Here is a 24,635-nt window from a genome sequence, read left to right as displayed (position 1 = left end):
GTTGACTATATTTGCATAAAAGGATTATTAATGAAATTTCATAAAGAAGGTTATACGAGTCTTGCATTAGTCGTATTATTTATTTTTGTTATTAATGCTGTTGCAGATTATTTCGACGCTAACATATTCATTAAGTGGTTTTTATATCTGCTATCAGCTTTCTTGTTTATTGCTATCGTGCAATTTTTCCGTTCGCCGAAGAGAACCATCCACATCGACGACAACGCAGTGTTATGTCCTGCGGATGGAAAAATCGTCGTTATAGAAGAAACCGAAGAAACCGAATATTTTAACGACAAAAGGTTACAGATATCTATTTTCATGTCACCAACAAATGTGCACATAAACAGAAACCCTGTGTCTGGAGTCGTTTCTTACTTCAAATACCATCCGGGAAAATTTTTGGTAGCTTGGCACCCTAAATCATCCACCCTAAACGAAAGGACCACCGTGGTCGTAAAAAAACAGGATGGCGTGGAAGTTCTATTCCGTCAGATAGCCGGAGCTCTTGCCCGCCGAATCGTATGGTATGTAAAACAAAATGACGTGGTAAGACAAGGAGATGAATTCGGCTTTATCAAATTCGGTTCGCGTGTGGACATATTCCTTCCGCTAGGAACGAAAGTCGCTGTCAATATTGGAGATAAAGTAGTTGGTGGAAAAACAATTATCGCCCGCTTTTAACAATAACATAACATTATTATAGTAAATTAGCTTCATTATATAATGAAGCTTTTTTTATGAACTTTAAACTGCTTGTCTTTTATATCTCGGGCGTATTCAGTCTTACGATAGCCCTTACGGTATATTATTTCACTCACAAAGGTCAACAGACGGCCTTAGTGTTCTTCGTGGCTTTGGTGGTGTCCTTCATCCTTTTGCATAACGTTCTTCAACAATATATCCAAAACCGAATCAGCAACATGTATAAGCTGATACGAAGCCTCAAACTTGGTAAAGACATGAAAATCGTATTGGCACAACACAGCAGTGACGACCCCATAAAAAATGCGGAAGAAGAGGTAAGAGATTGGGCCAAACAAAAAGCTTCAGAAATTGAACAGCTGAAAAAACAGGAGGTTTACCGAAGGGAGTTTCTTTCCAATATTTCGCACGAATTCAAAACCCCTCTCTTTGCGATCCAAGGTTATATAGAAAACCTCCAAGACGGCATGATGCAAGATGATCCCGTGATGGCACAACAGTTTTTAGAAAAAGCCGCCAAAAATATTGACAGACTAACTTTTCTCATTAACGACCTAGATGAGATTACCAAACTGGAAACAGGCCAGATCTCCATCAACATGCAGAAATTTGACTTAGCGGAGCTTATCTTCGAGACCGTAAGTCACTTGGAAGACAAAGCCAAAAAGCAGAATATTCAGCTTGTTGCAGACTTGAAAAGTAATACCCCGATATATGTCAAGGCAGACAGACAGCGCATCCAGCAGGTGCTCATTAACCTTATCGACAACTCCATAAAATATGGAATTGACGGAGGAAAAACCAAAATTAATGTCTATCACCTTTTGGATCAGATTCTTGTAGAGGTGACCGATAACGGGCAAGGTATAGACGAAAAGCTGCTGCCGCGCGTATTTGAAAGATTTTTCCGAACGGATAGAAGTCGCTCCCGTGACATTGGAGGGTCCGGGTTGGGGCTATCTATTGTAAAACATATCATAGAAGCACATCAGCAGACTGTACATGTCCGTAGTACAGAAGGAATAGGAACAACTTTCGGCTTCACTTTGGAGAAGTATAAAGCCAGCTAAAAATTCCAGACTTAACATTAAGTTAACATTAATAGCATATTTTAGGCCCAAAATATACGTATATGTCATTGAATAGCATTTTTCAGTATTTTGTTCCTAAGGACAAAAAGTTCTTTCCTTTATTCGAACAGGCCGGCACCAACCTTATCGACATGGCCAAACTCTTGAAAGAATGTGTAAATTCTTCAGACCCGGAAACAAGAACTGCCTTATATAAAAAGTTAGAAGATTTGGAACATGTCGGGGATAACATCACCCACCAGATTCACTTAGAGTTAGGGCGCAACTTCATCACTCCTTTTGACCGCGAAGACATACACGCTTTGGCAAGCTCGCTAGACGATGTAGCCGACTTTATCCACACCGCCTCTAGTCGCATTGAACTATACAAACTAGAAGGCGCAACCTTACCAATGATAGAAATTACGGACCTTATCCTAGAAGCGACAGAACATATCGCCAAAGCGATGTACGAACTGAAGGACCTGAAAAATATCCGTAACATCACAGATTCTTGCGTGCGTATCAACAGTGTCGAAAACAAAGCAGACTATATCTTTGACAAAGCAGTAGCAGATCTATTCGAAAATGAAAAAGATGCCATCTCTTTGATCAAACAAAAGGAAGTTTTGTCAGCCATGGAAGATGCGACAGACAAATGTGAGGATGTAGCCAACGTATTAGAAAGTATCCTTGTTAAGAATGCTTAATCTGACTCTTTAAAACAAGAAACACATTATGATTTCAACATTATTAGTTGTAGTTATCGTTTTGGCTATCGCATTTGATTATATCAATGGATTTCATGATGCTGCCAACTCCATCGCTACAATTGTGTCCACTAAGGTATTGACGCCAGCCATGGCTGTACTTTGGGCCGCACTTTTCAACTTTGCCGCATACTTTTATTTTACAGACCACAAAGTTGCCAATACCATCGCCAAAACAGTACTGGAAGAATATATAACATTGGAAGTAATCTTTGCCGGACTTGTTGCCGCTATTTCGTGGAACCTCTTCACATGGTACTACGGCATACCATCCAGCTCATCACATACCCTTATTGGAGGATTTGCCGGTTCAGGGATGGCATACGCTATGTTCTTGGGGGTAAACCCTTTCGATGCAATAAACGTAAATGCTACTTTAAAGATTATTTCTTTCATTGTCTTGGCGCCGGTCATAGGTATGACCATTTCCGTTATTATTACCTTAATCATCATTAATATATGCAGAAATGCCAAGCCACGCGTTGCAGAAAAATGGTTTAAAATCCTTCAACTGGTATCATCGGCTAGCTTGAGCTTCGCTCACGGAGGTAACGACGCGCAAAAGGTAATGGGAATCATCTTCGTAGCTATGATCGCAGGAGGTGCGGTATCCCCGGGCGACCATATGCCGGAATGGATTCCGCTGTCGTGCTATGTAGCCATTGCAGCAGGAACAATGAGCGGAGGATGGAAAATCGTCAAAACTATGGGAAGCAAGATCACAAAGGTAACACCTCTGGAAGGAGTTAGTGCCGAAGCCGCAGGAGCAGTAACATTAGGTATAACCGAGCATTTCGGAATTCCTGCTTCAACGACTCACACTATCACAGGAGCTATCATAGGCGTAGGGGTAGTAAAACGCGTATCCGCTGTACGATGGGGGGTGACAATAAGTCTATTATGGGCTTGGATATTAACCATTCCGGTAAGTGCCGTGCTAGGAGGAATTTCCATAGCTATCATTCATTATATCCTGTAGGAAAACTATACTTGTGGCTCGCTGTCTACATTATCCTTATTTTTATGGAGTTATCCTATAATATTTAGTATTAACTCTTGATAAATAATAAACAAATGTTTAGCTTTACGCCAAGAATTTTGCCAACAAGAAAAAATATTTGTCGCAATCAAATATGAGAACATTTTGGCATTATTATTGTTAAGTAATGTTAAAGAAGAAAACAATTAAAAATTTTAATAACCTTAAACAAAAGAGTATGAACTATTCTACAATTAAAAAAACAGCGATTGCAGCTTCTTTAGTAGCCGCTTTAGGTTATACTGAGGTGCAAGCTCAAACTCCTACGGTATTTGGTGGCCGTTCTCAATACAGAACTTGGTCAATCGGTTTACAAGGAGGTATAACTACTCCTAACGTAATCATCGGAGGTCAAAACGCTTTCGGTCAAAAAGTAGGTTATTTCCAAAATAAAGTTGGTGAATATTACGGTTTAACTATCCGTAAACAGTTCTCCCACTTATTTGGTTTGGAATTAGAAGGTAACCGTGGTAAAATCAAAACTTATAACCACGAAACTTTAGGTGGTGTTGAACCAGGCACATCTGGTGCAAGATCTGCTATCACTACTGTTAACTGGGCAGGTAGCTTAAACGGTGTATTCCAATTAGGTACTATCGACTTCTTAAGAAGAGAAAATGCTGTAAACTTCTACGCTAAAGTAGGTTTAGGTGCCTTCGCTTTCAACCCTGTTCAATATTCAGGTAGCAACTTCGATGGTACAGTTGTTTACAACAACAAAGGTAAGTGGGGTGAAGAACTTTTCGGTGACCGAGAAAAAGTTGGTGATCGTGACTACCGTCTAGGAATGTATGTTCCAGTAGGCGTTGGTGCTAAATTTAAATTATCTGAAGTTGTAGCCTTGAACTTAGGTTATACAATGAACTTCACTGATGAGTCTATTCTTTACGGACCAACCGCTAGAACTAACAACCAACGTTTCGCTAACATCTACGGTGGTTTAGAGTTCACTCTAGGTTCACGTGATAAAGAAAACTTAACATTTGCTAACCCAGTTGCTACATTATACGATGAGTTGAAAGATCCATCATTACGCAACGAAGTTGAAGCGTTGAAACAACGTGTATCTACTTTAGAAAGTACTGTTGACTTGTTGAACAAAGATTCTGACGGTGACGGTGTATCTGACAAATTTGATAAATGTCCTAACACTCCTGCTGGTACAGTAGTTGACGGTTCAGGATGTCCTATCAAATTCCCAGAGCCAGTAGAAAAAAACATCGTTAGCGAAAGCTACCCTAACATTCAATTCGAATTCGATAGCTCAGTGTTAAAAACTGAATCTTATCCAACTTTGGATAAATTAGCTCGAGAATTACGTGAATCAAACGGTACAGTTACTTTAGATGGTTACGCTTCAGCTGAAGGTACAGAAGCTTACAACTTGAACCTTTCTAAAGACCGTGCTAATGCAGTAAAACAATACTTAGTTAACGCTGGTGTTCCTGCATCTAGCATCACTGTAAACGCTTATGGCGAGTCTAACCCTATCGCTTCTAACGCTACAGAAGAAGGTCGCCGTTTGAACCGTCGCGTTGAAATCAAAAAATAATTATCTGCACTCAGATAATTACTAAATACAAGAGCCGTCTCGTTTGACACGAGACGGCTCTTTAGTTTTTAAACTATTTAATCTTTTAACATTCAAAAGGATGTTAAAATGTGGAAAATATTTGTATCGGTTTTATTTTAAATAACCGTATTTTTCACCAAACAGGACGTGATATGGAAGAAGAATTTGACTTTGAGTCTCCGGAAGAACAAAAAAAATTTGTCAGTCGCTTTGAGGAAATGATCCGCAATGAGGACCAATATTTCTTCGATGCAGGCATGTTCGAGAGTATTATAGACTACTACTGTGATAAGAACGAGCCTGTGAAAGCTCTGCAAGTGATCGACTTTGCCACAAGTCAGCATCCGTACGAGGCTAATTTCTATATCAAGAAAGCCCAGCTATTGGCCAATATGAGGCAGTTCACCTCTGCCCTAGAGTCATTGGATAAGGCTGAGATTTTGGAACCTCAAGACTCTGACATCCTTCTCATTAAAGGAACAATATATGCATCATTGGGAAAATACGATGATGCCGAAGCTCTATTGCACCAATCGCTGCAGAATGCAGATAATAAAGAGGAAATTTACTATCAATTGGCAACCTTATACCAGCTACAGATGGATTATGAGAAAGCCAAACATTATCTGAAAAAAGCATTAAGGTATAATCCTAGTAACCCGGATGCCTTATCCGAACTAGCATTCTGCTTTGACATGCTGGATAAAGGAGATGAGGCTTTAAACTTTTTCAAGCAACTTATTGACGAAGATCCATATTCTTACTATTGCTGGTACTATTTAGGCAATTGCTATCATAGACTTAACCGATTCGAAGAGGCAATAGACGCATATGACTATGCTATCCTGATCAACGAATCGTTCTCTTCAGCATATTTCAACAAAGGGAACGCTTTGGTGAATCTGGAAAGATATTCCGAAGCTATTGAAGTGTATAAACAGACTTTCGAATACGAACAACCCAATGCTGACACCTACTGTGCTATTGGAGAGTGTTACGAAAAGCTGGACTTGATGGAGACCGCAAGAGAATATTACAAAAAGGCCGTCAAGTTAGATCATGAGATGGCGGATGCTTGGTTCGGCATCGGTGTAACGTTGGACTTCGAAGAGCGCTACTTTGAATCACTGCATTTCTATAAAAAAGCTTTAGAACTGGATGAAGAAAATCCAGAATATTGGTTTGCTATCGCGGATGCTCGCTATAAGCTCGGACAAATTGAAGAATCCGAAGAAGCTTACCGCAAAGTGGTAGAACTTAACCCCACAGATATTGAGGCATGGCTAGACTTCTCTTCTATTTATTTCGAGCAGCACAAAATCGATGAAGCTATAGACACTATCATGGAAGCCATCCATATTAATGAGGATTCGGCCGAACTGTATTATCGTCTGGTGGCTTACCTCTTCGCAAACGGTCAATATAACGAAGCATTAAACTATCTGGAAGTCGCTCTATCTTTCGGCGTTGAGAAACATCATATCTTGTTTGAATATTTACCTCAGTTACAAGGCAACCAACTTATCTTAGAAATTATCAAAAAATATAGCGATAACAATGATTAAATTGGGGCTGATAGGTTTTCCTTTAGGACATTCTTTCTCCAAAAAATATTACTTGGAAAAATTCGAAAAGGAAAATATCGAAAATATTGACTACGATTTATATCCCATAGAAAATATTGCAGATTTTCCAAAGTTATATCAGGAAGACGAGTGCTTTAAAGGATTTAATGTTACCATTCCGCACAAACAAGCTGTCATGACTTTCCTAGATGAATTGTCGGAAGAGGCCGAAGCTATCAATGCGGTAAACTGTATCACCATAGAAAGAAAGAACGGTACTACCATACTCAAAGGTTATAATACCGACGCCTTTGGCTTCCAAAACTCGCTGGAACCGCTCTTACGGCCCCATCACACCAAAGCATTGGTCTTAGGTAACGGTGGTGCAGCAAAGGCGGTGTGCTATGTGTTGAACAAGCTGGACATATCATACAAAATCGTAAGCCGCAGCCTCAATAACGGAGACATTACATACGACACGCTGGATGAACAGCTAATAAAAGAGCATACCCTGCTAATCAACTGTTCCCCTTTGGGCACTTTCCCCAAGATAGAAGAATGTCCCGCTATTCCTTATGAGTTTGTTACGGACAAACATCTCCTGTACGATCTGATTTACAATCCGGAAGAGACCACCTTTCTACGTAAAGGAAAAGAGCGAGGAGCCTCCACCAAAAATGGTTACGAGATGCTTGTACTACAGGCCGAAAAAAATTGGGAAATCTGGCGTAACAACTTTTGACATGCAGAAACTTTTTATTATAGCCATAGCTGCCTTTTTGATTACTGCCTGCGGGAATAACGATTACAGCCCTAAGCCCCGCGGCTATCATCGTATTGTCTTCCCTGAGAAAGAATATGAATTAGCGGATATCGCAGGTTGCCCCTTTTCCTTTGAAAAGCCTATCTACAGTGTAATCAAGGAGGACGATAAGGCTCCCGACCAACCTTGTTGGAAAAATCTGGAATTCCCTCAGTTTAACAGTAAGCTGCATTTAAGCTATTACAAAATAAGCCCTAAAGCTACTTTGGATGAACTGCGCGAAGATGCCCGTACTTTTGTTTTCAAGCATACCTCCAAAGCTTCAGCTATAGACCAAGCCTCTATCTTCATTCCGGAACACAATATACAGGGCTTGGAATATATCATTCAAGGTAATACCGCATCCAACTATCAGTTTTACCTCACAGATGGCAAGAAAAATTATCTACGAGGCGCCCTTTATTTCAATGAAAAACCTAACCTTGATTCCATACAACCGGTATTGGACTTCCTCAAAAAGGATATCAAACATCTAATACATACCGTCAGATGGAAATAAATCGTTAAATTTGATTCATGTTAACAATCGAAACTTTAACGTTTAATCCGTATCAAGAAAACACCTATCTTATTATAGATGAGTCTAAAAACTGTATTATCGTGGATCCTGGCATGCACACATACAATGAGCAGCAATACTTCGAGGATTTCATCACGAGAAAACAGTTGACTCCCCTTCTCCTTCTGAATACACATTGCCATATAGATCATGTGCTGGGTAATCATTTTGTTTACGAAAAATGGGGACTCATTCCCAACTTTCATGAAAAAGAAGTGCCTATCCTTGTAGCTGTGGACAACTATGCTCCTCAGATGGGCATCATGTATGACACTTCTCCAATTCCGGAAAAATTCCTTAAGGATCAGGAAACTATTACTTTTGGCAGCACGACGATTGAAACCATATTGGCTCCCGGACATTCGCCGGGCCATCTTTGTTATTATATCAAAGAACAAGACATTCTAATAGGTGGAGATGTCTTGTTCCGTAACAGCATTGGAAGAACAGACCTACCGGCAGGAGATCATCAAACACTGTTGGACAGCATAAAGAGCAGGATTTATAGCTTGCCTGACCAAACTATAGTGTTTCCTGGTCATGGTCCCGAAACAAGTATAGGTTACGAAAAACAAACCAATCCATTTGTGCGCGGATGAAAAAGCTGAGGATACCTTTGTTTTTTGCCTTTCGTTACCTCTTTTCCAAGAAGTCGGTAAACGCGATCAATATCATTTCCATAATAAGCATTGTGGGTATATTTGTTAGTACCGCGGCCTTGGTAATCGTCCTCTCATTTTATAATGGAATGGAAAATTTTATCCTTTCCATGTACAGTACTTTCACTCCTGATCTGCGCGTGGAGACCAACAGAGGTAAAACTTTTGATCCTTACAACACAATCTTCACTGAACTGAAGAAGAATTCCCTTATCAAAAACTATTCAGAAACACTGGAAGACAAGGTTTTAGTTCAATTCGAAGGCAAACAGATTGTAGGACAGCTCAAAGGTATCTCCCAAGAAAGCTTATCCAAGCAGTCCGAACAGCATATCCTTCACATAGGAAAGTTTGAAATACAGGCAGATTCTACCTATTATGCCCTGATAGGTCCTCAGATACAGACCAATCTGCAAGTCCCTATTTCGGAATTCAACAACGAGATAGAAGTATTCTTCCCAAGAAAAGAGGCTTCAGCCAGCACCCTCAACCCGCTGGAAGATTTTAATATCCGCCCTATCGAAGTAAACGGTATCTTAACATTCGAACCTGAATTTCAGAACTTAGTCATCGTACCGTTGGATTTCGCCCGTGAAATTCTGGGCGAGGATAAGGCGGCAACCGCTGTAGAGCTATTCCTGCAGGACCCCTCCCAAGCCAAAACTCTACAAAAACAGCTGCAGAAACAGCTGGGAGATGACTACGCTGTAAAAAACAGAGAACAGCAAAACCCTGTTCTCTATAAAACCATAAAATCTGAAAAATGGATTGTCTTCTTTATCCTTACCTTTATCGGTATCATAGCCATTTTCAATATTATCGGCTCTCTTACCATGTTGGTCATCGATAAGAAAGAAGACATGAAAATACTTCAGCATCTGGGAGCACAGAAAAACACTATTGAGAAAATATTTTTTATTGAGGGCGCCATGATAGCCTTTATAGGCAGCGTTTTTGGTGCTATTGTAGGATATATTTTCTGTTATCTACAAGATATCTACGGATTTATCCGTACAAATAATACCGGGGGCAACTTCATAGATGTCTATCCTGTAGATATGCGTATGCAGGACTTTATCTTAGTCTTTATCACCATCAATCTGCTTTCACTATTGGTATCCTATTTCGCTTCCAAGCTGAGTGTACGCGAGATTGGCAATATTACCGATATCAAGAGCGAGTAATTTTAGTATTTCGGCTTCTCCTTATTGAAATCGCCACGTTTGATGGAATTGATAAATTGATACCAGTTAAACGGATTAAGGAAAGGGTTGCTCATCCTCTGATTGATATATCTGTTTTGCATGTTATGATGGCGCTGCAAAGAATTAAAGGTCTGTATCTCCTCGGCGCTGCGGGGTACTATACGAGCCAAAGCCGCCAAAGCTTCCGGGCTGAGGTTACGACGGGCTGTAGCTATAGGATCTTCACCATTGCCCAAAGCCATAAATTCGGCTACATAATCTTCGTAACTTGCCCACGGGAAAGGGGTCACCGCCGGAAGTTCAATCACTAAGGCTCTCATCTTGATAGATGCGGTATACTTATCCCCCTCCACATTTGGAATGGTGAACGTAGTGGTCTCAAATCCCACACTGGAAAACTCTATAACGTCTCCCACATGGGCTACAAATGAGAAGAAACCTTCGTTATTCGCTATAAAAGTCTGATTGTTATAGGAGGTGTTTTTGATGGTCACAAATCCAACCGGCAGATCCGAACCTATAGAAGTGATAAGGCCACTAAACTGGATGATTTTCTTTTCCTGAGCTGACGCCACGGAAAACATAATTAGGCAGGAGCCTAATACAACCAGAAAATATGTGATAGCCTTATGGAACATAAAACAAAAATATAAATTCGTTGTTATGTTAGCTGTTAAATTGTGTTAATCCAGAAGAAACCAACACATTATAAACCAGGTGTGGTCGCATTCGGATCATCCATATCGGTGATATTGATGGCTTCCACCGAAACAATCTCAGGCACTGCTTTCTTGATGGCTTGCTCTAAACCGGCTTTGAAAGTCATGATACTCATAGAACAGTTAGCACAAGCGCCCAGTAATTTAAGCTTCACCACATTATCGGCTGTAATTTCCTCCACACTCACATTGCCGCCATCCGTCTCCAAATACGGTCGAATCGTATCCAATGCTTGCTCTACTCTTTCACGTAAATTCATTTCTTTTGTCTCTCTTTTAATTTGTAAATATAATCAATTTTACGCCCTAAATAAAATACGGCAATATTAATAGCAAAATAATGACAATACAAAATAAAGGTTAAAGTTTGTTAAAGGCACCTGAAAGATATGGATTAATATCTTAAAATCAAGTAAATTGCGGTTTAAAAATAAATTGAATATTATTGTTAATTGACGTATCTTTGTAAAATGTTTTTGAATAGACGTATAAGTGTACTTTTGGCTTTTTGCTTAACCACCTTGGTATTTACCGGTTGCAAGAGCAAGTTTGAAAAACTTCGCAACAGCAACAATATCACGATGAAGTACCAAGAGGCCGTAAAGCTATACGAAAAAGGCAAATATGCTAAAGCGCGGATTCTATTTGATGATTTGGCCTCTAAATATCGTGGTCGTGCCGAAGCAGAGGATTTATTTTATCTTTTAGCCAACACACATTACAAACTAAAAGATTATACGGCTGCCCGTTACGACTTCAAGAATTTCGCAAACACTTATCCGAACAGCGAAAGAGCCGAAGAATGTAGATATATGGCAGCATATTGTTATTTCTTGGAGTCGCCACGCTTTTCGTTGGACCAAGAAAATACACGCAAAGCCATCGACGAGCTCCAGCTGTTTATCAACTACTACCCGGAGTCCGAACGAGCAGAGAAAGCTTCCGAGCTGATCCAAATTCTAAGGGACAAGCTGGAAAGAAAGGCTTTTGAAAATGCCAAGCTATATTACAACATGGGATTAGCGGACGACTACCGCGCCGCGGTAATAGCTTTGGAAAACGTGTTGAGACAATATCCGGACACCAAGTATGCTGAAGAAATAGAATTCTTGATTTTCAAATCACAGTACCTTTATGCGGACAACAGCCGCGTGTACAGACAAGAAGAACGTTTCAATACAGCGATTGATTACTATAATAGCTTTATCGAACATTTCCCTAACTCCAAGTTCAGATCGGAAGCTGACGACCTGAAAAAAAGTGCGGACAAAAAAATCGTAGCCGCCATCCGTCTCATGGAACAGTATAACAAAGAGATGGAAGAGCGAAACAAAGAGTTAGGTATTGCCGAAGAGGCGAAAGCCGCAGAGGCAGAAACAAAATAAGTCTTTAACAATTTGAATATAAAAATATCGAGGTAAATATGAGTCAAGCAAAATACGGCAACATTCCAAATAGCACTGTTACGAGAGATTTGAGAGAATTGGACAAGCCAACAGGCAATCTTTATGAATCTATCGTAATCATCAGTAAGAGAGCGAACCAGATCAGCGTAGAGCTTAAAGAAGAGCTTAACGCAAAATTGGCGGAGTTTGCTAGCAACAATGACAATTTGGAAGAGGTATTCGAAAACCGCGAACAAATCGAAATCTCTAAGCACTACGAGCGCTTACCAAAACCAACATTGATTGCGGTAGACGAATTCTTAAACGGCAAAGTTTATTTCAGAAACCCAGCTAAAGAACAAGAGCAAGACTAAGAGAAGCTATGTCTTCTTTAAAAGACAAAAATATTGTACTTGGCGTATGCGGCAGTATTGCCGCATACAAAATAGCTTCTTTAATAAGACTTCTCATTAAGGAACAGGCCTCCGTACAGGTCATCATGACTCCGGAAGCCTCCCAATTTATCACCCCGCTTACATTATCTACCCTTTCCAAAAAGCCGGTATTGGTAGATTATTATGATTCAAAAACGGGAGAGTGGAACAACCATGTCCACCTGGGATTGGATGCAGATTTTATGCTTATAGCACCAGCATCCGCTAATACTATTGCCAAGATGGCCAATGGCTTATGCGACAATCTACTAACCGCCACCTACCTTTCGGCCAAATGCCCTGTATTCGTCGCTCCTGCCATGGACCTCGACATGTGGAAACACCCTTCAACACAGCGAAATATAGCCTTACTTAAAACATATGGCAACATCCTCATCCCTCCAGGAAGCGGAGAGCTTGCCAGCGGACTGATAGGCGAAGGTCGTCTTGCTGAACCTGAAGAAATTATCGCATTTCTTCACAATCATTTTCGCGCTGACAAACCTTTGGAAGGAAAAACGGCTCTTGTGACAGCAGGACCTACCTACGAAGCCATAGATCCTGTACGCTTTATCGGAAACCATTCGTCCGGCAAGATGGGCTATGCCATCGCAGAGGAACTAAACCGTTTGGGGGCAAAGGTCTTTCTGGTGAGTGGCCCCACACACCTACAGGCAAGTTCCGACATAGAAACTATACGCGTACTTTCTGCACAAGAAATGTTTGAAAGCTGCAACAGTCTTTTTGACAAAGTGGACATTGCCGTCATGAGTGCTGCCGTTGCCGACTACACGCCGAAAGAAGCCGCCTCACAGAAAATCAAGAAAAAGGCGGAAGATTTCACCATAGAGTTGAAGAAAACCATAGACATTTTAGGCACGTTAGGACAGCGCAAAACCACCAATCAGACATTGGTAGGTTTCGCCCTAGAGACTAACAACGAGCTGGAACACGCCCAAGAGAAACTATACCACAAAAATGCAGATTTCATCGTGCTGAATTCCATGCAGGATGAAGGCGCCGGATTCGGAACGGACACCAACAAAGTTACTGTGCTATCCCGTTCGGGTAACACTAAAAATTACGACCTCAAGTCCAAACAAGAGGTCGCCAAAGATATCTGTCAGATAATTGTTGAACACCAACAACAATTATAATCTATAGATTGGCAATCCTTATTTCTTTCGGATAATAGTTGTTGATTCGATTAGGCATCGCTTTAATCCATCCCATATTTGTCCCTTTATATCGCACCAATATCCAACCTTGAAGATTGTCGGGATTAATAGAAAGAGCAAGATTTTCTTTTCTGAGGTACTGCTGGGCCTGTTCGAGATCAAGTTCAATGGCCGGCAGATCTGTTAGAATGCGGTTGCTCAATGCCAGATCATGTGCCGGAATGAGTTCTTTGCCTTTGAGTTTTCCTATTTGCGTACCCGCATTTTTAAGATATAACACATTTTGTAGCGCCTGCAGGTCCATCTCATATTGTTTAGGAAAGACATGAAGCATATCATTATGCTGAAAGACATACAAACCTTCCTTATCTATCCACGTATCTGCAACCTGTTGCGGGGCGGTATTTTTTTCCTTTTTCACCTTTTTCATGGAAAAAGAACTTTGATCTCCCCTTTTCTTCAGTACAGCAAAGAAAAAACCTTCTCCTTTCAACAAATGTGGATAGAATCGGAATGTGGCAGCTTTATGTTTTGGCGATTTTGTCACCATGATGCCCCAGCTTTCATCCACCTCTATGTCGACAGCCTCCATCTCGAAACAGTCGATTAGCCAATCGACGATATCTTCATTTTCCTCCTGCGAATATGAACAGGTGGAATAAAAGAGGTAACCCTCACTTTTCAAGGCGTCTAAACTTTGTCCTAGAATACGTTGTTGACGCTCACTGCACAACTTCACATTGGAAAGAGACCATTCATCTATAGCGGTATGGTCTTTGTGAAACATTCCCGAGCCCGAACAGGGTGCATCTACCACCATCAAATCAAAATATCCCGGCAGTCTGCCGAAGGCCGAAGGGTCATTGTTGGACACCACAACATTAGGATTGCCCCAGCGTACAAGGTTGTCATTCAGTATATTCACCCTAGACTTGATAATCTCATTGGCTACCAGTAGGCTATCCTTATGCAATGCCGAATTAAGCAAGGTGGACTTCCCTCCGGGAGCAGCACAGAGGTCTAAGACCTTTATTGGCTCCTTATGCAAGGCAAGAGAGCGTATGGCATAGTCCAGAAACATAGAACTAGCCTCCTGCGAGTAATAACACCCACTATGAAAAAGAGGATCCAAGGTAAAGACAGGTCTTTCCTTCAAATAGTAACCACCCCTACACCATGGAATAGCTTTCTCCACATCAAAACCTTCGGTGGTAGCATCCTTGAAAGGGTTTAGCCTTATGGAAGTGGTCTTTTCTTCTTTATCGTGAACCGCAATAAAAGCTTCGTAATCGAAAGAAGGATCCCCCTTCAGCGCATTAATCAAGTCGTTGGGAAGTATATTACTCATATCCAAAAGTAAAAATTCAAAAGTAAAAACTGAAATCCTCCACAATTGCCTTATCTTTGATTATAATGAAAGATTTTAAGAAATATTACATCATCCCTGCCACACCGGAAGAGGTTTACAAGGCGTTGACGACAGACATTACAATACGTCTGTGGACCGGAGATCTTGTAGAGATAGATCCACGAGTGGGAGGCGAGTTTTCGCTGTGGGACAGCAGTATCAACGGACGCTTTTTGGAGCTGGAGCCTTACAAAAAAATCGTACAAGAATGGTATTTTGGAGAAGAAGTACCTTCCATCGTGACAATAAAGCTTCACGAACACAAGAAAGGTACTTCTTTTGAGGTCCAACATACTAACATTCCGGATGAGGCATACGAGGATATTATCGAAGGATGGGATACCGAATATGTTGGAAGTCTTATTGATTTTTACACCGAAGAATAAAACGAGGTAGAGCAAGGTATGGCTAAGTCGAAGTCCGCATATTTTTGTCAGTCCTGCGGTTATGAATCCCCAAAGTGGTTAGGACAATGTCCTTCCTGCCGACAATGGAACACTTTCGTGGAAGAAATGGTCTCCACCGGTGCATCACGTGTGCCGGAATGGCGCAGTACCACCGTGGGCAGTGCCAAAAGACAAAACAAGGCGGCTATCATCCACGAAATTGTCTATTCCGAAGAGCAGCGTATCATCACACCCGATAAAGAATTAAACCGGGTCTTGGGAGGAGGTATAGTTCCCGGCTCCTTGGTATTGATAGGTGGAGAACCAGGCATCGGCAAGTCAACACTTATGCTCCAGCTGGCTCTGTCCCTACCAAAGACCAAGGTCCTCTACATCTCTGGAGAAGAAAGCGAACAACAGATTAAAATGCGGGCAGAAAGACTTTCACAACAGTCAAGAGCCGAATGCTATATCCTTACAGAAACATCCATACAAAATATTTTCAAACAGGCGGAAGCAGTAAGGCCGGACATTGTCGTCATAGACTCCATTCAGACGCTGCACTCCCAACAGATAGAATCTGCCCCTGGATCTGTGTCTCAAGTACGAGAATGTACGGCAGAATTATTACGGTATGCTAAAGAAAGTAATGTCCCCGTATTTATCGTAGGACACATCACCAAAGACGGCTCTATCGCCGGGCCTAAGGTGCTGGAACACATGGTAGATACTGTATTACAATTTGAAGGGGACCGTCATCATGTCTATCGCATCCTACGAGCCGTCAAAAACAGGTTCGGGTCCTCCTCGGAGTTGGGTATTTACGAAATGCAGGGGGCCGGACTACGGGAGGTTTCCAACCCTTCGGAGATTATGATTTCACAACGTGATGAGCCTACCAGTGGTGTCGCTATCGCCACCATGCTCGAAGGGATTCGACCGTTGATGATTGAAGTGCAAGCATTGGTTGGGAATTCTGCTTTTGGAACACCGCAGCGTAGTTCTACAGGCTTTGATACCAAAAGACTAAACATGCTTCTTGCTGTGTTAGAGAAGCGTTTTGGTTTCCGTTTGAGTGCGCAAGATGTGTTTTTAAATATCACTGGTGGGTTGCGTGTAGAAGATCCAGCAATAGATTTAGCTGTGATTGCTGCTATTATCTCTTCACAACAAGATATTCCGCTTCCTAGCAATATCACATTAGCAGGAGAAGTGGGGCTCTCAGGAGAAATACGTGCCGTAAATCGTATCGAACAACGTATCGCTGAAGCTGAAAAGTTAGGCTTTGAAGGAATTTTCATACCAAAGCACAATACCAAAGGTCTTGACGCCAAGAAATACAATATCGCCATCCGCCCTGTCGGTAAATTAGAAGATATTTTTAGGGCATTATTTGGTTAAAAAAGAAATGGGCTTTCATCTGAAAGCCCATTTCTTATAAAACTTACTAGAAACCTTATTTCAACACCTCTTCCAATTTTTTTCTTAAATCATCCCCGTGTAGGTTACGGGCGATGATAATTCCTTCAGGGTTTACCAATACGTTCTGTGGAATGGCACGGATACCATACACGCTTGCTGCACCGTTGTTCCAATGTTGTAGGTCGGAGATATGTTTCCAAGTCAAATTATCATCTTGGATAGCTTTCTTCCAAGCTTCGAAATCTTTATCAAAAGAAACCCCAAGGATTTCGAAGTTTTTGTCCTTAAAATCATTATAAATCGCTACCAGTTTAGGGTTTTCCGCCCTACATGGTGGACACCATGAGGCCCAGAAGTCTATCAACACATATTTGCCCTTAAGGTCTTGTAATGAGTATGGTTCTCCCGACACATCAAATTGTGTAATACCGGGAGCCTTCTTCCCTACCGAGGTGTTTTCCAAAGCTTTAAGATATTGTTCGAAGATCTTACCCTTGGTAGATTTACGTACCGACTTATGTAACTTGTTGAAGTAAGTACGCATTTCCTTATAATCCGGGTCATAAGGATTAAGGCGTTGAATAAGCTGAATAGCTTCCGGATTTCTCGAATTAGCCTCTATTTGCTTAATCAACTCTTCTTTGGACGGCTTCTGGCTTTGAGCCATCATTCCCATCGGGAACAACAAGGATATTATCAAAATTAATTTTTTCATAATCGAATATTTCTTCAAATATAAAATAATCTACTACTTTAGTATACTTATTAAACCGAAAATGACAAAAAGCTTTCAATCTAAACTGCCTAATACAAAAGTAACTATTTTCTCGCGCATGACAGCGCTTGCGCAAGCCCATCAAGCCATCAATCTTTCACAAGGATTTCCTGACTTTGACCTTGACCCACGTCTTACCTCTCTTGTGACTAAATATCTGGGAAAGGGGTTTAACCAATATGCTCCTATGCCGGGCACTATGGAGCTACGTCGTGTCATTGCCGAAAAATATAGAAGTATTTACAATCTAAACATTGACGCTCAGGAGGAAATCACTATAACAGCCGGAGGTACACAAGCTTTATACAATGTCATAGGTTGCCTTATCCATCCGGGAGATGAGGTTATCCTCTTCGAGCCGGCCTATGACTCTTATGGACCCAGTGTACAATCCTTCGGAGGTACTGTAGTTCCTATAGTCTTGGAAGCTCCAGATTTTCGGATAGACTGGGATCTGGTGAAGAATAAAATAAGCTCCAAAACCAAACTCATTATTATCAACAACCCCAACAATCCTACGGGAAGGCTGCTGGACGCTCAAGATATTAAAGCTTTAGAAAAGCTGTTCAGCGAACACGATATATTTGTGCTAAGCGATGAAGTGTACGAGCATCTTGTTTTCGACCGGAAAAAACATATCAGCATCTTAAGCTCCTCCCTTCTGCGAGAACGTGGATTTGTGGTAGCGTCATTCGGGAAAGTGCTACATGCCACCGGCTGGAAGCTAGGATATGTCGTGGCCTCTCCTTTCCTCACAGCGGAGATGAGAAAGATCCATCAGTTTAATGTGTTTTCCGTAAATACACCTATGCAGTACGCCATAGCTGAATACCTCGAAGACCCAACATACTACGAAAAGCTAGCTTTGCTGTTTCAGCAGAAAAGAGATTATGTCATAAACAGCCTTAGAAATTCGAAGTTCAGCACCTTGCCTTGTGAGGGAACCTACTTCATTCTGGCAGACTACAGCGAGCTGAGCAACCAAGACGAATTGGACTTTGCTATAGCTCTTACAGAAAAGCATAAAACGGCAACCATTCCCGTGTCCGCCTTTTATTCAGAAGCTAAAAATCAGCATCTTATACGATTATGTTTTGCGAAAAAAGAAGAGACCTTAGAGGCTGCGCTGCGTAATCTATCACGCTTGTAGAAGAATGCGTCAAAAGACTTCAATTTTTTTAAATAAAAAAGTTTTAATTAGAAATTTCTTTAGTAATCAGGGTATTTTTTTTGTTAAATTTGCAATTCACGATTTATCATATATATTACCTCATAAATGGCTAGATTAAATTTATTAGAGGAAACACGTTTTGAGAAGGTACCGGTAACGGTATACCCAAATCAGGATGTTGCTTCTATTCATGTTGCAAATCGTATTGCTTCCATCATTCGAGAGAAGCAAGCAAAAGGGGAAACAGCAGTCTTAGGTTTAGCTACTGGCGCTACCCCTATCAAGGTGTACAAAGAGTTGGTTCGTCTTCACAAAGAAGAAGGCCTTAGCTTCAAGAATGTGGTAACGTTCAACTTGGACGAATACTATCCAATGCAACCGACGTCACCACAAAGCTATGTGACATTCATGAATAAAAACTTGTTTGATCACGTAGACATTCCTCGTGAAAACATTAATATTCCTGATGGCACATTGAGCGAAGATAAGGTTCAAGCCTTCTGTGAAGCTTATGAACAAAAAATCTCCGATTTCGGAGGAATAGATATTCAAATCTTGGGTATTGGACGTACAGGGCACATTGGCTTCAACGAGCCTGGCTCGGCGCCAAATTCAGGTACACGTCTTGTGACATTGGATGACTTGACCCGTCGCGATGCCTCGCACGACTTCGGGGGTAAAGAGAATGTACCTACAAAAGCCATTACCATGGGTGTAGGAACTATCTTCAAAGCTAGAGAGATCATCCTTATGGCGTGGAATGAGAAAAAAGCGGAGATTATTAAAAAAGCGGTAGAAGGAGAAATCTCTTCGGAAATTCCTGCCACATATCTTCAGCTTTCGGACAATGTTGAGTTCGTCTTAGATCAAGGAGCAGCAAGTCTATTGACAAGATTTGATACCCCTTGGTTGACGCACGATGTAAAATGGACCGATTCGCTTATCAAAAAGGCAGTAGTATGGTTGTCATTAAAGTTGAACAAAGCTATCTTGAAATTGACTGATGACGACTACAACAACAACGGCATGGCAAGCTTGGCTACTACCAAAGGTCCTGCTTATAATATCAACATCAAAATTTTCAACGAGTTACAACGTACCATCACAGGCTGGCCGGGCGGTAAACCGGGTGTCGATGACTCCAACCGTCCTGAACGTGCAGAGCCTGCCCGTAAAAACGTGTTGTTGTTCTCACCACACCCAGACGACGACGTAATCTCTATGGGGGGTACCTTCATCCGTCTTGCCGATCAGGGTCACAACGTGCACGTAGCATACCAAACTTCGGGTAACAACGCCGTATGGGATGACGACGCAAGAAGATTCTTAGAGTTTGCAACCGACATCTCTAGAGAATTAGGACTGGACGTGAGCAAACTGGAAGCACTTTACAAAGAAACAAACGAATACTTTGCGAAAAAGCAACCTAAAGAAATCGATCCAGAAATCATTCGCAAGGTGAAAGGTCTTATCCGTAAGGGAGAAGCTATCGCCGGCGCTCGTTTCGTAGGCTTACCTGATGAAAATATTCACTTCCAAGACCTACCATTCTACGATCGTCAGAAATTCTCCAAAGACGTTTCTTTCGAGGAAGATATCCAATTGACAATGGAATTGATGCGTCAGGTAAAACCTCATCAGGTATTCGCGGCAGGCGACTTCCACGATCCACACGGAACGCACAAAGTTTGTTTTGACATCATCTTGGAAGCATTGAAAAGATTGCGTGCGACAGAAGAGTGGGCAAAAGATTGTTGGTTATGGATGTACCGAGGAGCTTGGTACGAATTCCCTATCCACGAAATCGAAATGGCCGTACCTCTTTCTCCTCAGGAAGTAAAACGCAAGCGTTTGGCTATCTTCAAACACCAATCGCAAAAAGACCTTCCAGTATTCCCTGGAGACGATCCACGCGAATTCTGGGTAAGAGCGGAAGACCGTACCACACATACTGCCGGACTTTACCGTAAATTAGGTCTTGCTGATTATGAAGCCATCGAAGCTTTTGTAAGATGGAAATTCGAAGACTAAGAAAATAAAAAAAGTTAAAAAGCCGTCTCGTTCAAAATGAGACGGTTTTTTTATTCTACGCTACCGGCTCAAAATATTTCCAAAGATGAAGCATTATTTCTGATTACGTCAGTTTTCATAATTCGTTAGTCTATAAATTTGCAGCGAAGTTTTTATTTAGACTTATTCTAAAGAGTGTTTAATTGTAATACTAACGATAATTTTATGAGAACAAAATCAATTATAGTTACGCTAGCTACAATCGCAGGGATGCATGTTGCGCAAGCACAGACTCACGTGAAAGGCAAAGTCACCGATCAAGAACAACGTGCGATTGCAGATATCACTGTAACTATCGGAAACAAAAAAACGGTAACCAACCACAAAGGTCAATTTGAGATTTATATACCTTCTCCAGGAGATTTTACCATACAGCTCCACGGTCTGGGCTATAAAAGGCAACAATACACTTTCAGTCAACAGGGTGATATTACCCATATTCCTTCGTTAGTTCTGGAAAAAGAAGAATATGATATTGAAGAGATTGAAGTCTTCGGAGAAAGGAACAAAAGACCAAAAGGACTGGAAGATATCACCCGCATGCCTCTAAAGCCCAACGAGCAGATTCAGACCATCTCTGTCATTTCAAACAAAGTCATAGAAGCCCAAGGAGCTTTAACATTGACAGACGCGGTACGTAACATTCCCGGAGTAACACTTTTCGGTTCGTACGGAGGGGTGAAAGAATCTATGTCTACTCGAGGGTTTCGTGGCGTACCTGTATTGAAGAACGGTGTACGTATGGATACTCAGTTTCAAACCGCAGCCGGTGTGGTAGATATGCAGGGAGTAGAGTCCATACAGATGATAAAAGGATCGGCAGCCATAACACAGGGTGTTATTACCGACTTGGGAAATGCCGGAGGAGTTATTAACGTCGTAACCAAAACGCCGAATTTCGTTAATAGAGGACAGGTGGGATTACGTATAGGCAGTTGGGGACAACTACGACCTACCTTTGATGTCGAGACTGTACTAGATAAAAAAGAATCCTTGGCTATACGGGTTAATGGAGCTTACGAAAGAGCAGACAGCTACCGCAAGGGCTTGAAAAGCGACCGTGTATATTTTAATCCCTCTATCACTTGGAGAGCTTCTGACAGAACGTCGATCACGATGGAAGCGGATTACCTAAATGCTAATGTCACGCCTCATTCTGCCGTAGTTAACCTTAACAGCTCTCAAGGAGTTAACGCATTGTATTTGGTGCCTTATAACAAATTTTTAGGGTTATCCAGTGACAACAACAATATTATTCAAAAGGCTGTCATGGCCAGCGTTCAGCATGAGCTCACCAACAACTGGAGCATCCGAGGTGCTTACGCAACAAATACCGCCATCACCGACAACCTGACTACCACAGCTTCTCTTGTACGTGAAAATAATCCGGATTTCAACAGATTTGCACGTACCATTTCCAGAAGTGGAAAAGAAGACAAAAACACCACCCTACAGTTCGACTTGATCGGTCAGGATTTATATACAGGGACCGTTAAACATACGGCCCAATTAGGCTTTGATTTTCGTAGTGCCGACGTCAACACAACGACCTATGCAGTGACTTTATCACCACTGACCACCGGTGTAAAGCTTCCTACTACCAACGTCATCGACACCATCAACGTTCTTGACACTTGGACAAACAACCTTGCTGACGTAGAATATATAGTGGACAGTCAGCACTATGTGGGGAAATCTGTAAAGTTTGCAGCAGGCACACCGGTGAATTCTTACTATAATACCTTTGGCTTCTTAGCACAAGACGTCATCGAATTTAACAAATATGTTAAGGCTTCCTTAGGAGTACGTTATTCACAAATCTATACCCCTGATTTTACGACTAACAAAACAGAAAGAAGGTCAGCCTTCAACCCTTCTGTTGGCGTCATTGTATCACCTTTGGAAAACATCAATCTTTTTGCCTCATACACCAACTCCACCAGTCTGCGTAGTGCCGCAAACAGAATGAGCAATGGAGAGGAAATAGGTCCTTCTGTCACCAACCAATACGAAGGTGGATTCAAAACCGATTGGCTAAACAATAAGTTACGCTTTAACTTTACCTACTTCCACATTTTCACTTCCAATCTATCTAATACGGAATATGTAGAAGGAACCACACAGCCTACAGGCTATTACTTTAAAGCAGGCGACTTGGTTCGTGATGGAATAGAGACCGAACTGAACGGACGTATTCTGGACAACTTGACAGTAATGATAGGTTATGCTTATCTGGATGCACGTTACAAAAATTCTCCTTCCTATGTCGAAGGTTCTTCTCCGATGAATGCTCCTGATCATACGGCAAATGCTTGGGTGCAATATCTATTCAACAAGGGAGCCTTACGCAACCTTTCTTTAAGTGCTGGTATTTATTATGTGGGGAAACGCCCGGTTAATGAATATAGCAATGCTTACGACGGACATACCTACAATCCAGGTGTAAAACCTTTTGATATGCCGGCCTATACAACTATCAATGCACAGATAGGTTATAAAGTGAAAAGATGGGATGCCAAGCTGTACTTAAACAATCTAGCCAATGAAATAGGTTACAATGCCTACTTCCGTGGAGGATTCATCAACCAGACAGACCCAAGAAACGCAGCTTTTGCTTTTAGCTATAAATTCTAGGTTTATATAGTGTAAGGAAGAGGGCTTCAACAATGTTGAAGCCCTTATTGATTTTATAACACCACCATCTTCAATAAATCAAGAGCTTCTATCCCTCCGTATCCCAAAAGAAAAGAGTACCTCAATGAATTCGGAATAAAACCGAAATATTTTTTAAATGCTGTAGTAAAGTGGGTAGCATGTTTATACCCAATCATATGAGCGACTTCCACAACCCTATAATTACCGGAAACGATAAGTTGTTTGGCATAATGCATCTTCCGTTCGGTAATGTAGTTGGAGACGGTCTTCCCCACATATTGCTTGAAGTACTTTTTTAGATACTGATCGTTTGTACCTACCAGCTTAGCCAGCTCCGATATGGTGTAATGACGAGACATATCCTCATCAATCAGTTTTTTGGCAAGCATGATCTTCTCATACATGCTCTTCATCAGAGCTACCCCATCTTCCCTATTTTCCATTCGTAAACTTTCCACTTGATGGGCTATAATATCTATAAGACAGGATTGAATCCTTAGCTTATGCTCCAAGGAATTTGACTCACTAAACTCTAGCAGCTGATTTTGCAAAAGTTGCATCCTACTATCACTGTTTGTCAAGACTGCCTCTCTAAACCGTCGGCTATTGAAATGTTGCGTAAAATTTAACTCTCGAAGATAACCCTCCGGGAAAAAAATCACAATCCCGATATTCTGATCATAAATATTCTTCCACTCAAATATGTCCCCTTTATCAATTTGATGAATGATATTCTCACCACCACGTATAATATAAGACTGTTGATTAATAAAGTAAGGACATATACAGTTATCCTTATTCCGCAACAATAACACATTAAGATAACCTTTATAAGGGGCCTGAGTCTTCACGGTTCCCTGCTGATGCAATAACATGTAATGCATCTGGATATCAAATACATGCATCTCGGACAATTCAGAAGAATTGTTTTTTTCCAAATACGTATTATTAATTCCCGATTGCGTCATTAGATAGCAGAAAAATCCTCTATATTCGCGAATAAATTTTATTTAGACTTAATCTAAATTTTGTCCGAAAATACAACTTTATATCTATAAAGAAAA

The 24,635-nt window shown here is 41.2% G+C and carries 23 protein-coding genes; 18 read left to right on the top strand and 5 right to left on the bottom strand.

Translation table 11 applies throughout. The features are described 5' to 3' along the window. Positions 1–30: 30 nt before the first annotated feature. The 10 genes from ABD873_RS05115 (at position 31) to ABD873_RS05070 (ending at position 9,947) form a co-directional block, all read left to right on the top strand. Positions 31–684: a phosphatidylserine decarboxylase family protein gene (locus ABD873_RS05115; RefSeq protein WP_039054059.1), complete on the top strand. Its 654-nt coding sequence runs from the start codon at positions 31–33 to the stop codon at positions 682–684. A gap of 56 nt (positions 685–740) precedes the next feature. Further along, positions 741–1,775, top strand: coding sequence for a sensor histidine kinase (locus ABD873_RS05110; protein WP_345065538.1), 1,035 nt, complete (start codon positions 741–743; stop codon positions 1,773–1,775). A 62-nt stretch (positions 1,776–1,837) separates the two neighbouring features. Further along, positions 1,838–2,485 (top strand): DUF47 domain-containing protein, encoded by a 648-nt coding sequence (locus tag ABD873_RS05105; RefSeq protein ID WP_039054058.1) that lies wholly within the window; start codon positions 1,838–1,840, stop codon positions 2,483–2,485. A gap of 28 nt (positions 2,486–2,513) precedes the next feature. Further along, positions 2,514–3,524 (top strand): inorganic phosphate transporter, encoded by a 1,011-nt coding sequence (locus ABD873_RS05100; RefSeq protein WP_345065530.1) that lies wholly within the window; start codon positions 2,514–2,516, stop codon positions 3,522–3,524. A 238-nt stretch (positions 3,525–3,762) separates the two neighbouring features. Next, positions 3,763–5,136 (top strand): OmpA family protein, encoded by a 1,374-nt coding sequence (locus ABD873_RS05095; RefSeq protein WP_345065562.1) that lies wholly within the window; start codon positions 3,763–3,765, stop codon positions 5,134–5,136. 173 nt (positions 5,137–5,309) lie between these two features. Further along, entirely contained in the window at positions 5,310–6,722 is a 1,413-nt protein-coding gene (locus tag ABD873_RS05090; RefSeq protein ID WP_345065527.1) for a tetratricopeptide repeat protein, read from the top strand. Beyond that, positions 6,715–7,464 carry a shikimate dehydrogenase family protein gene (locus tag ABD873_RS05085; protein WP_345065522.1) on the top strand — a complete coding sequence of 250 codons (750 nt, stop codon included), beginning with the start codon at positions 6,715–6,717 and terminating at the stop codon, positions 7,462–7,464. The genes ABD873_RS05090 and ABD873_RS05085 overlap by 8 nt, the downstream gene beginning before the upstream one ends. 1 nt (position 7,465) lies before the next feature. Beyond that, positions 7,466–8,044 carry a gliding motility lipoprotein GldD gene (gldD, locus tag ABD873_RS05080; protein ID WP_345065519.1) on the top strand — a complete coding sequence of 193 codons (579 nt, stop codon included), beginning with the start codon at positions 7,466–7,468 and terminating at the stop codon, positions 8,042–8,044. A 17-nt stretch (positions 8,045–8,061) separates the two neighbouring features. Continuing rightward, positions 8,062–8,703: an MBL fold metallo-hydrolase gene (locus ABD873_RS05075; protein WP_345065516.1), complete on the top strand. Its 642-nt coding sequence runs from the start codon at positions 8,062–8,064 to the stop codon at positions 8,701–8,703. Next, positions 8,700–9,947, top strand: coding sequence for an ABC transporter permease (locus tag ABD873_RS05070; RefSeq protein ID WP_345065513.1), 1,248 nt, complete (start codon positions 8,700–8,702; stop codon positions 9,945–9,947). The genes ABD873_RS05075 and ABD873_RS05070 overlap by 4 nt, the downstream gene beginning before the upstream one ends. Positions 9,948–9,949: 2 nt before the next feature. Here ABD873_RS05070 and ABD873_RS05065 read toward each other — a convergent pair whose 3' ends face one another. Both ABD873_RS05065 and ABD873_RS05060 read right to left on the bottom strand, forming a co-directional pair. Further along, positions 9,950–10,552 (bottom strand): hypothetical protein, encoded by a 603-nt coding sequence (locus tag ABD873_RS05065; protein ID WP_345065510.1) that lies wholly within the window; start codon positions 10,550–10,552, stop codon positions 9,950–9,952. Between the two features lie 122 nt (positions 10,553–10,674). Then, the gene (locus tag ABD873_RS05060; protein ID WP_039053670.1) at positions 10,675–10,947 is read right to left on the bottom strand and encodes a NifU family protein; all 273 of its coding nucleotides are present in this window, start codon (positions 10,945–10,947) and stop codon (positions 10,675–10,677) included. Between the two features lie 240 nt (positions 10,948–11,187). On the opposite strand from ABD873_RS05060, the gene ABD873_RS05055 reads away from it, so the two are divergent. Genes ABD873_RS05055 through coaBC form a run of 3 tightly spaced genes read left to right on the top strand, consistent with a single transcriptional unit; the run spans position 11,188 to position 13,663 of the window. Continuing rightward, positions 11,188–12,072: an outer membrane protein assembly factor BamD gene (locus ABD873_RS05055; protein WP_345065506.1), complete on the top strand. Its 885-nt coding sequence runs from the start codon at positions 11,188–11,190 to the stop codon at positions 12,070–12,072. A 38-nt stretch (positions 12,073–12,110) separates the two neighbouring features. Then, a complete protein-coding gene (locus tag ABD873_RS05050; protein WP_345065503.1) occupies positions 12,111–12,446 on the top strand; it encodes a DNA-directed RNA polymerase subunit omega in 336 nt (111 codons plus the stop codon). An 8-nt stretch (positions 12,447–12,454) separates the two neighbouring features. Further along, positions 12,455–13,663 carry a bifunctional phosphopantothenoylcysteine decarboxylase/phosphopantothenate--cysteine ligase CoaBC gene (gene coaBC / locus ABD873_RS05045; protein WP_345065500.1) on the top strand — a complete coding sequence of 403 codons (1,209 nt, stop codon included), beginning with the start codon at positions 12,455–12,457 and terminating at the stop codon, positions 13,661–13,663. 1 nt (position 13,664) lies between these two features. Here the strand turns inward: coaBC and ABD873_RS05040 are convergent, their stop codons facing one another. Beyond that, on the bottom strand, positions 13,665–15,032 hold the full coding sequence (locus tag ABD873_RS05040; protein ID WP_345065497.1) for a methyltransferase RsmF C-terminal domain-like protein: 1,368 nt from the start codon (positions 15,030–15,032) through the stop codon (positions 13,665–13,667). Positions 15,033–15,097: 65 nt separating this feature from the next. Here ABD873_RS05040 and ABD873_RS05035 point away from each other — a divergent pair, with 65 nt between their 5' ends. Further along, on the top strand, positions 15,098–15,478 hold the full coding sequence (locus ABD873_RS05035; protein ID WP_345065494.1) for an SRPBCC domain-containing protein: 381 nt from the start codon (positions 15,098–15,100) through the stop codon (positions 15,476–15,478). An 18-nt stretch (positions 15,479–15,496) separates the two neighbouring features. Beyond that, on the top strand, positions 15,497–16,879 hold the full coding sequence (gene radA / locus ABD873_RS05030) for a DNA repair protein RadA (protein WP_345065491.1): 1,383 nt from the start codon (positions 15,497–15,499) through the stop codon (positions 16,877–16,879). A 55-nt stretch (positions 16,880–16,934) separates the two neighbouring features. Here the strand turns inward: radA and ABD873_RS05025 are convergent, their stop codons facing one another. After that, positions 16,935–17,615, bottom strand: a complete 681-nt coding sequence (locus tag ABD873_RS05025; RefSeq protein ID WP_345065488.1) for a peroxiredoxin family protein — start codon at positions 17,613–17,615, stop codon at positions 16,935–16,937. Positions 17,616–17,676: 61 nt separating this feature from the next. On the opposite strand from ABD873_RS05025, the gene ABD873_RS05020 reads away from it, so the two are divergent. The 3 genes from ABD873_RS05020 to ABD873_RS05010 all read left to right on the top strand — a co-directional run bounded on the left by ABD873_RS05020 (position 17,677) and on the right by ABD873_RS05010 (position 23,550). Beyond that, a complete protein-coding gene (locus tag ABD873_RS05020; RefSeq protein ID WP_345065485.1) occupies positions 17,677–18,825 on the top strand; it encodes a methionine aminotransferase in 1,149 nt (382 codons plus the stop codon). 126 nt (positions 18,826–18,951) lie between these two features. Next, positions 18,952–20,877 (top strand): glucosamine-6-phosphate deaminase, encoded by a 1,926-nt coding sequence (nagB, locus tag ABD873_RS05015; protein ID WP_345065482.1) that lies wholly within the window; start codon positions 18,952–18,954, stop codon positions 20,875–20,877. Between the two features lie 204 nt (positions 20,878–21,081). After that, positions 21,082–23,550: a TonB-dependent siderophore receptor gene (locus tag ABD873_RS05010; protein WP_345065479.1), complete on the top strand. Its 2,469-nt coding sequence runs from the start codon at positions 21,082–21,084 to the stop codon at positions 23,548–23,550. Between the two features lie 53 nt (positions 23,551–23,603). Here ABD873_RS05010 and ABD873_RS05005 read toward each other — a convergent pair whose 3' ends face one another. Then, on the bottom strand, positions 23,604–24,539 hold the full coding sequence (locus ABD873_RS05005) for a helix-turn-helix transcriptional regulator (RefSeq protein WP_345065476.1): 936 nt from the start codon (positions 24,537–24,539) through the stop codon (positions 23,604–23,606). Positions 24,540–24,635 lie beyond the last annotated feature (96 nt).

The sequence above is a fragment of the Sphingobacterium thermophilum genome (assembly GCF_039541675.1).
GTDB lineage: Bacteria > Bacteroidota > Bacteroidia > Sphingobacteriales > Sphingobacteriaceae > Sphingobacterium > Sphingobacterium thermophilum.
Note: the sequence above shows the minus strand (reverse complement) of the source record. Positions and strands in the feature narration are given on the sequence as shown.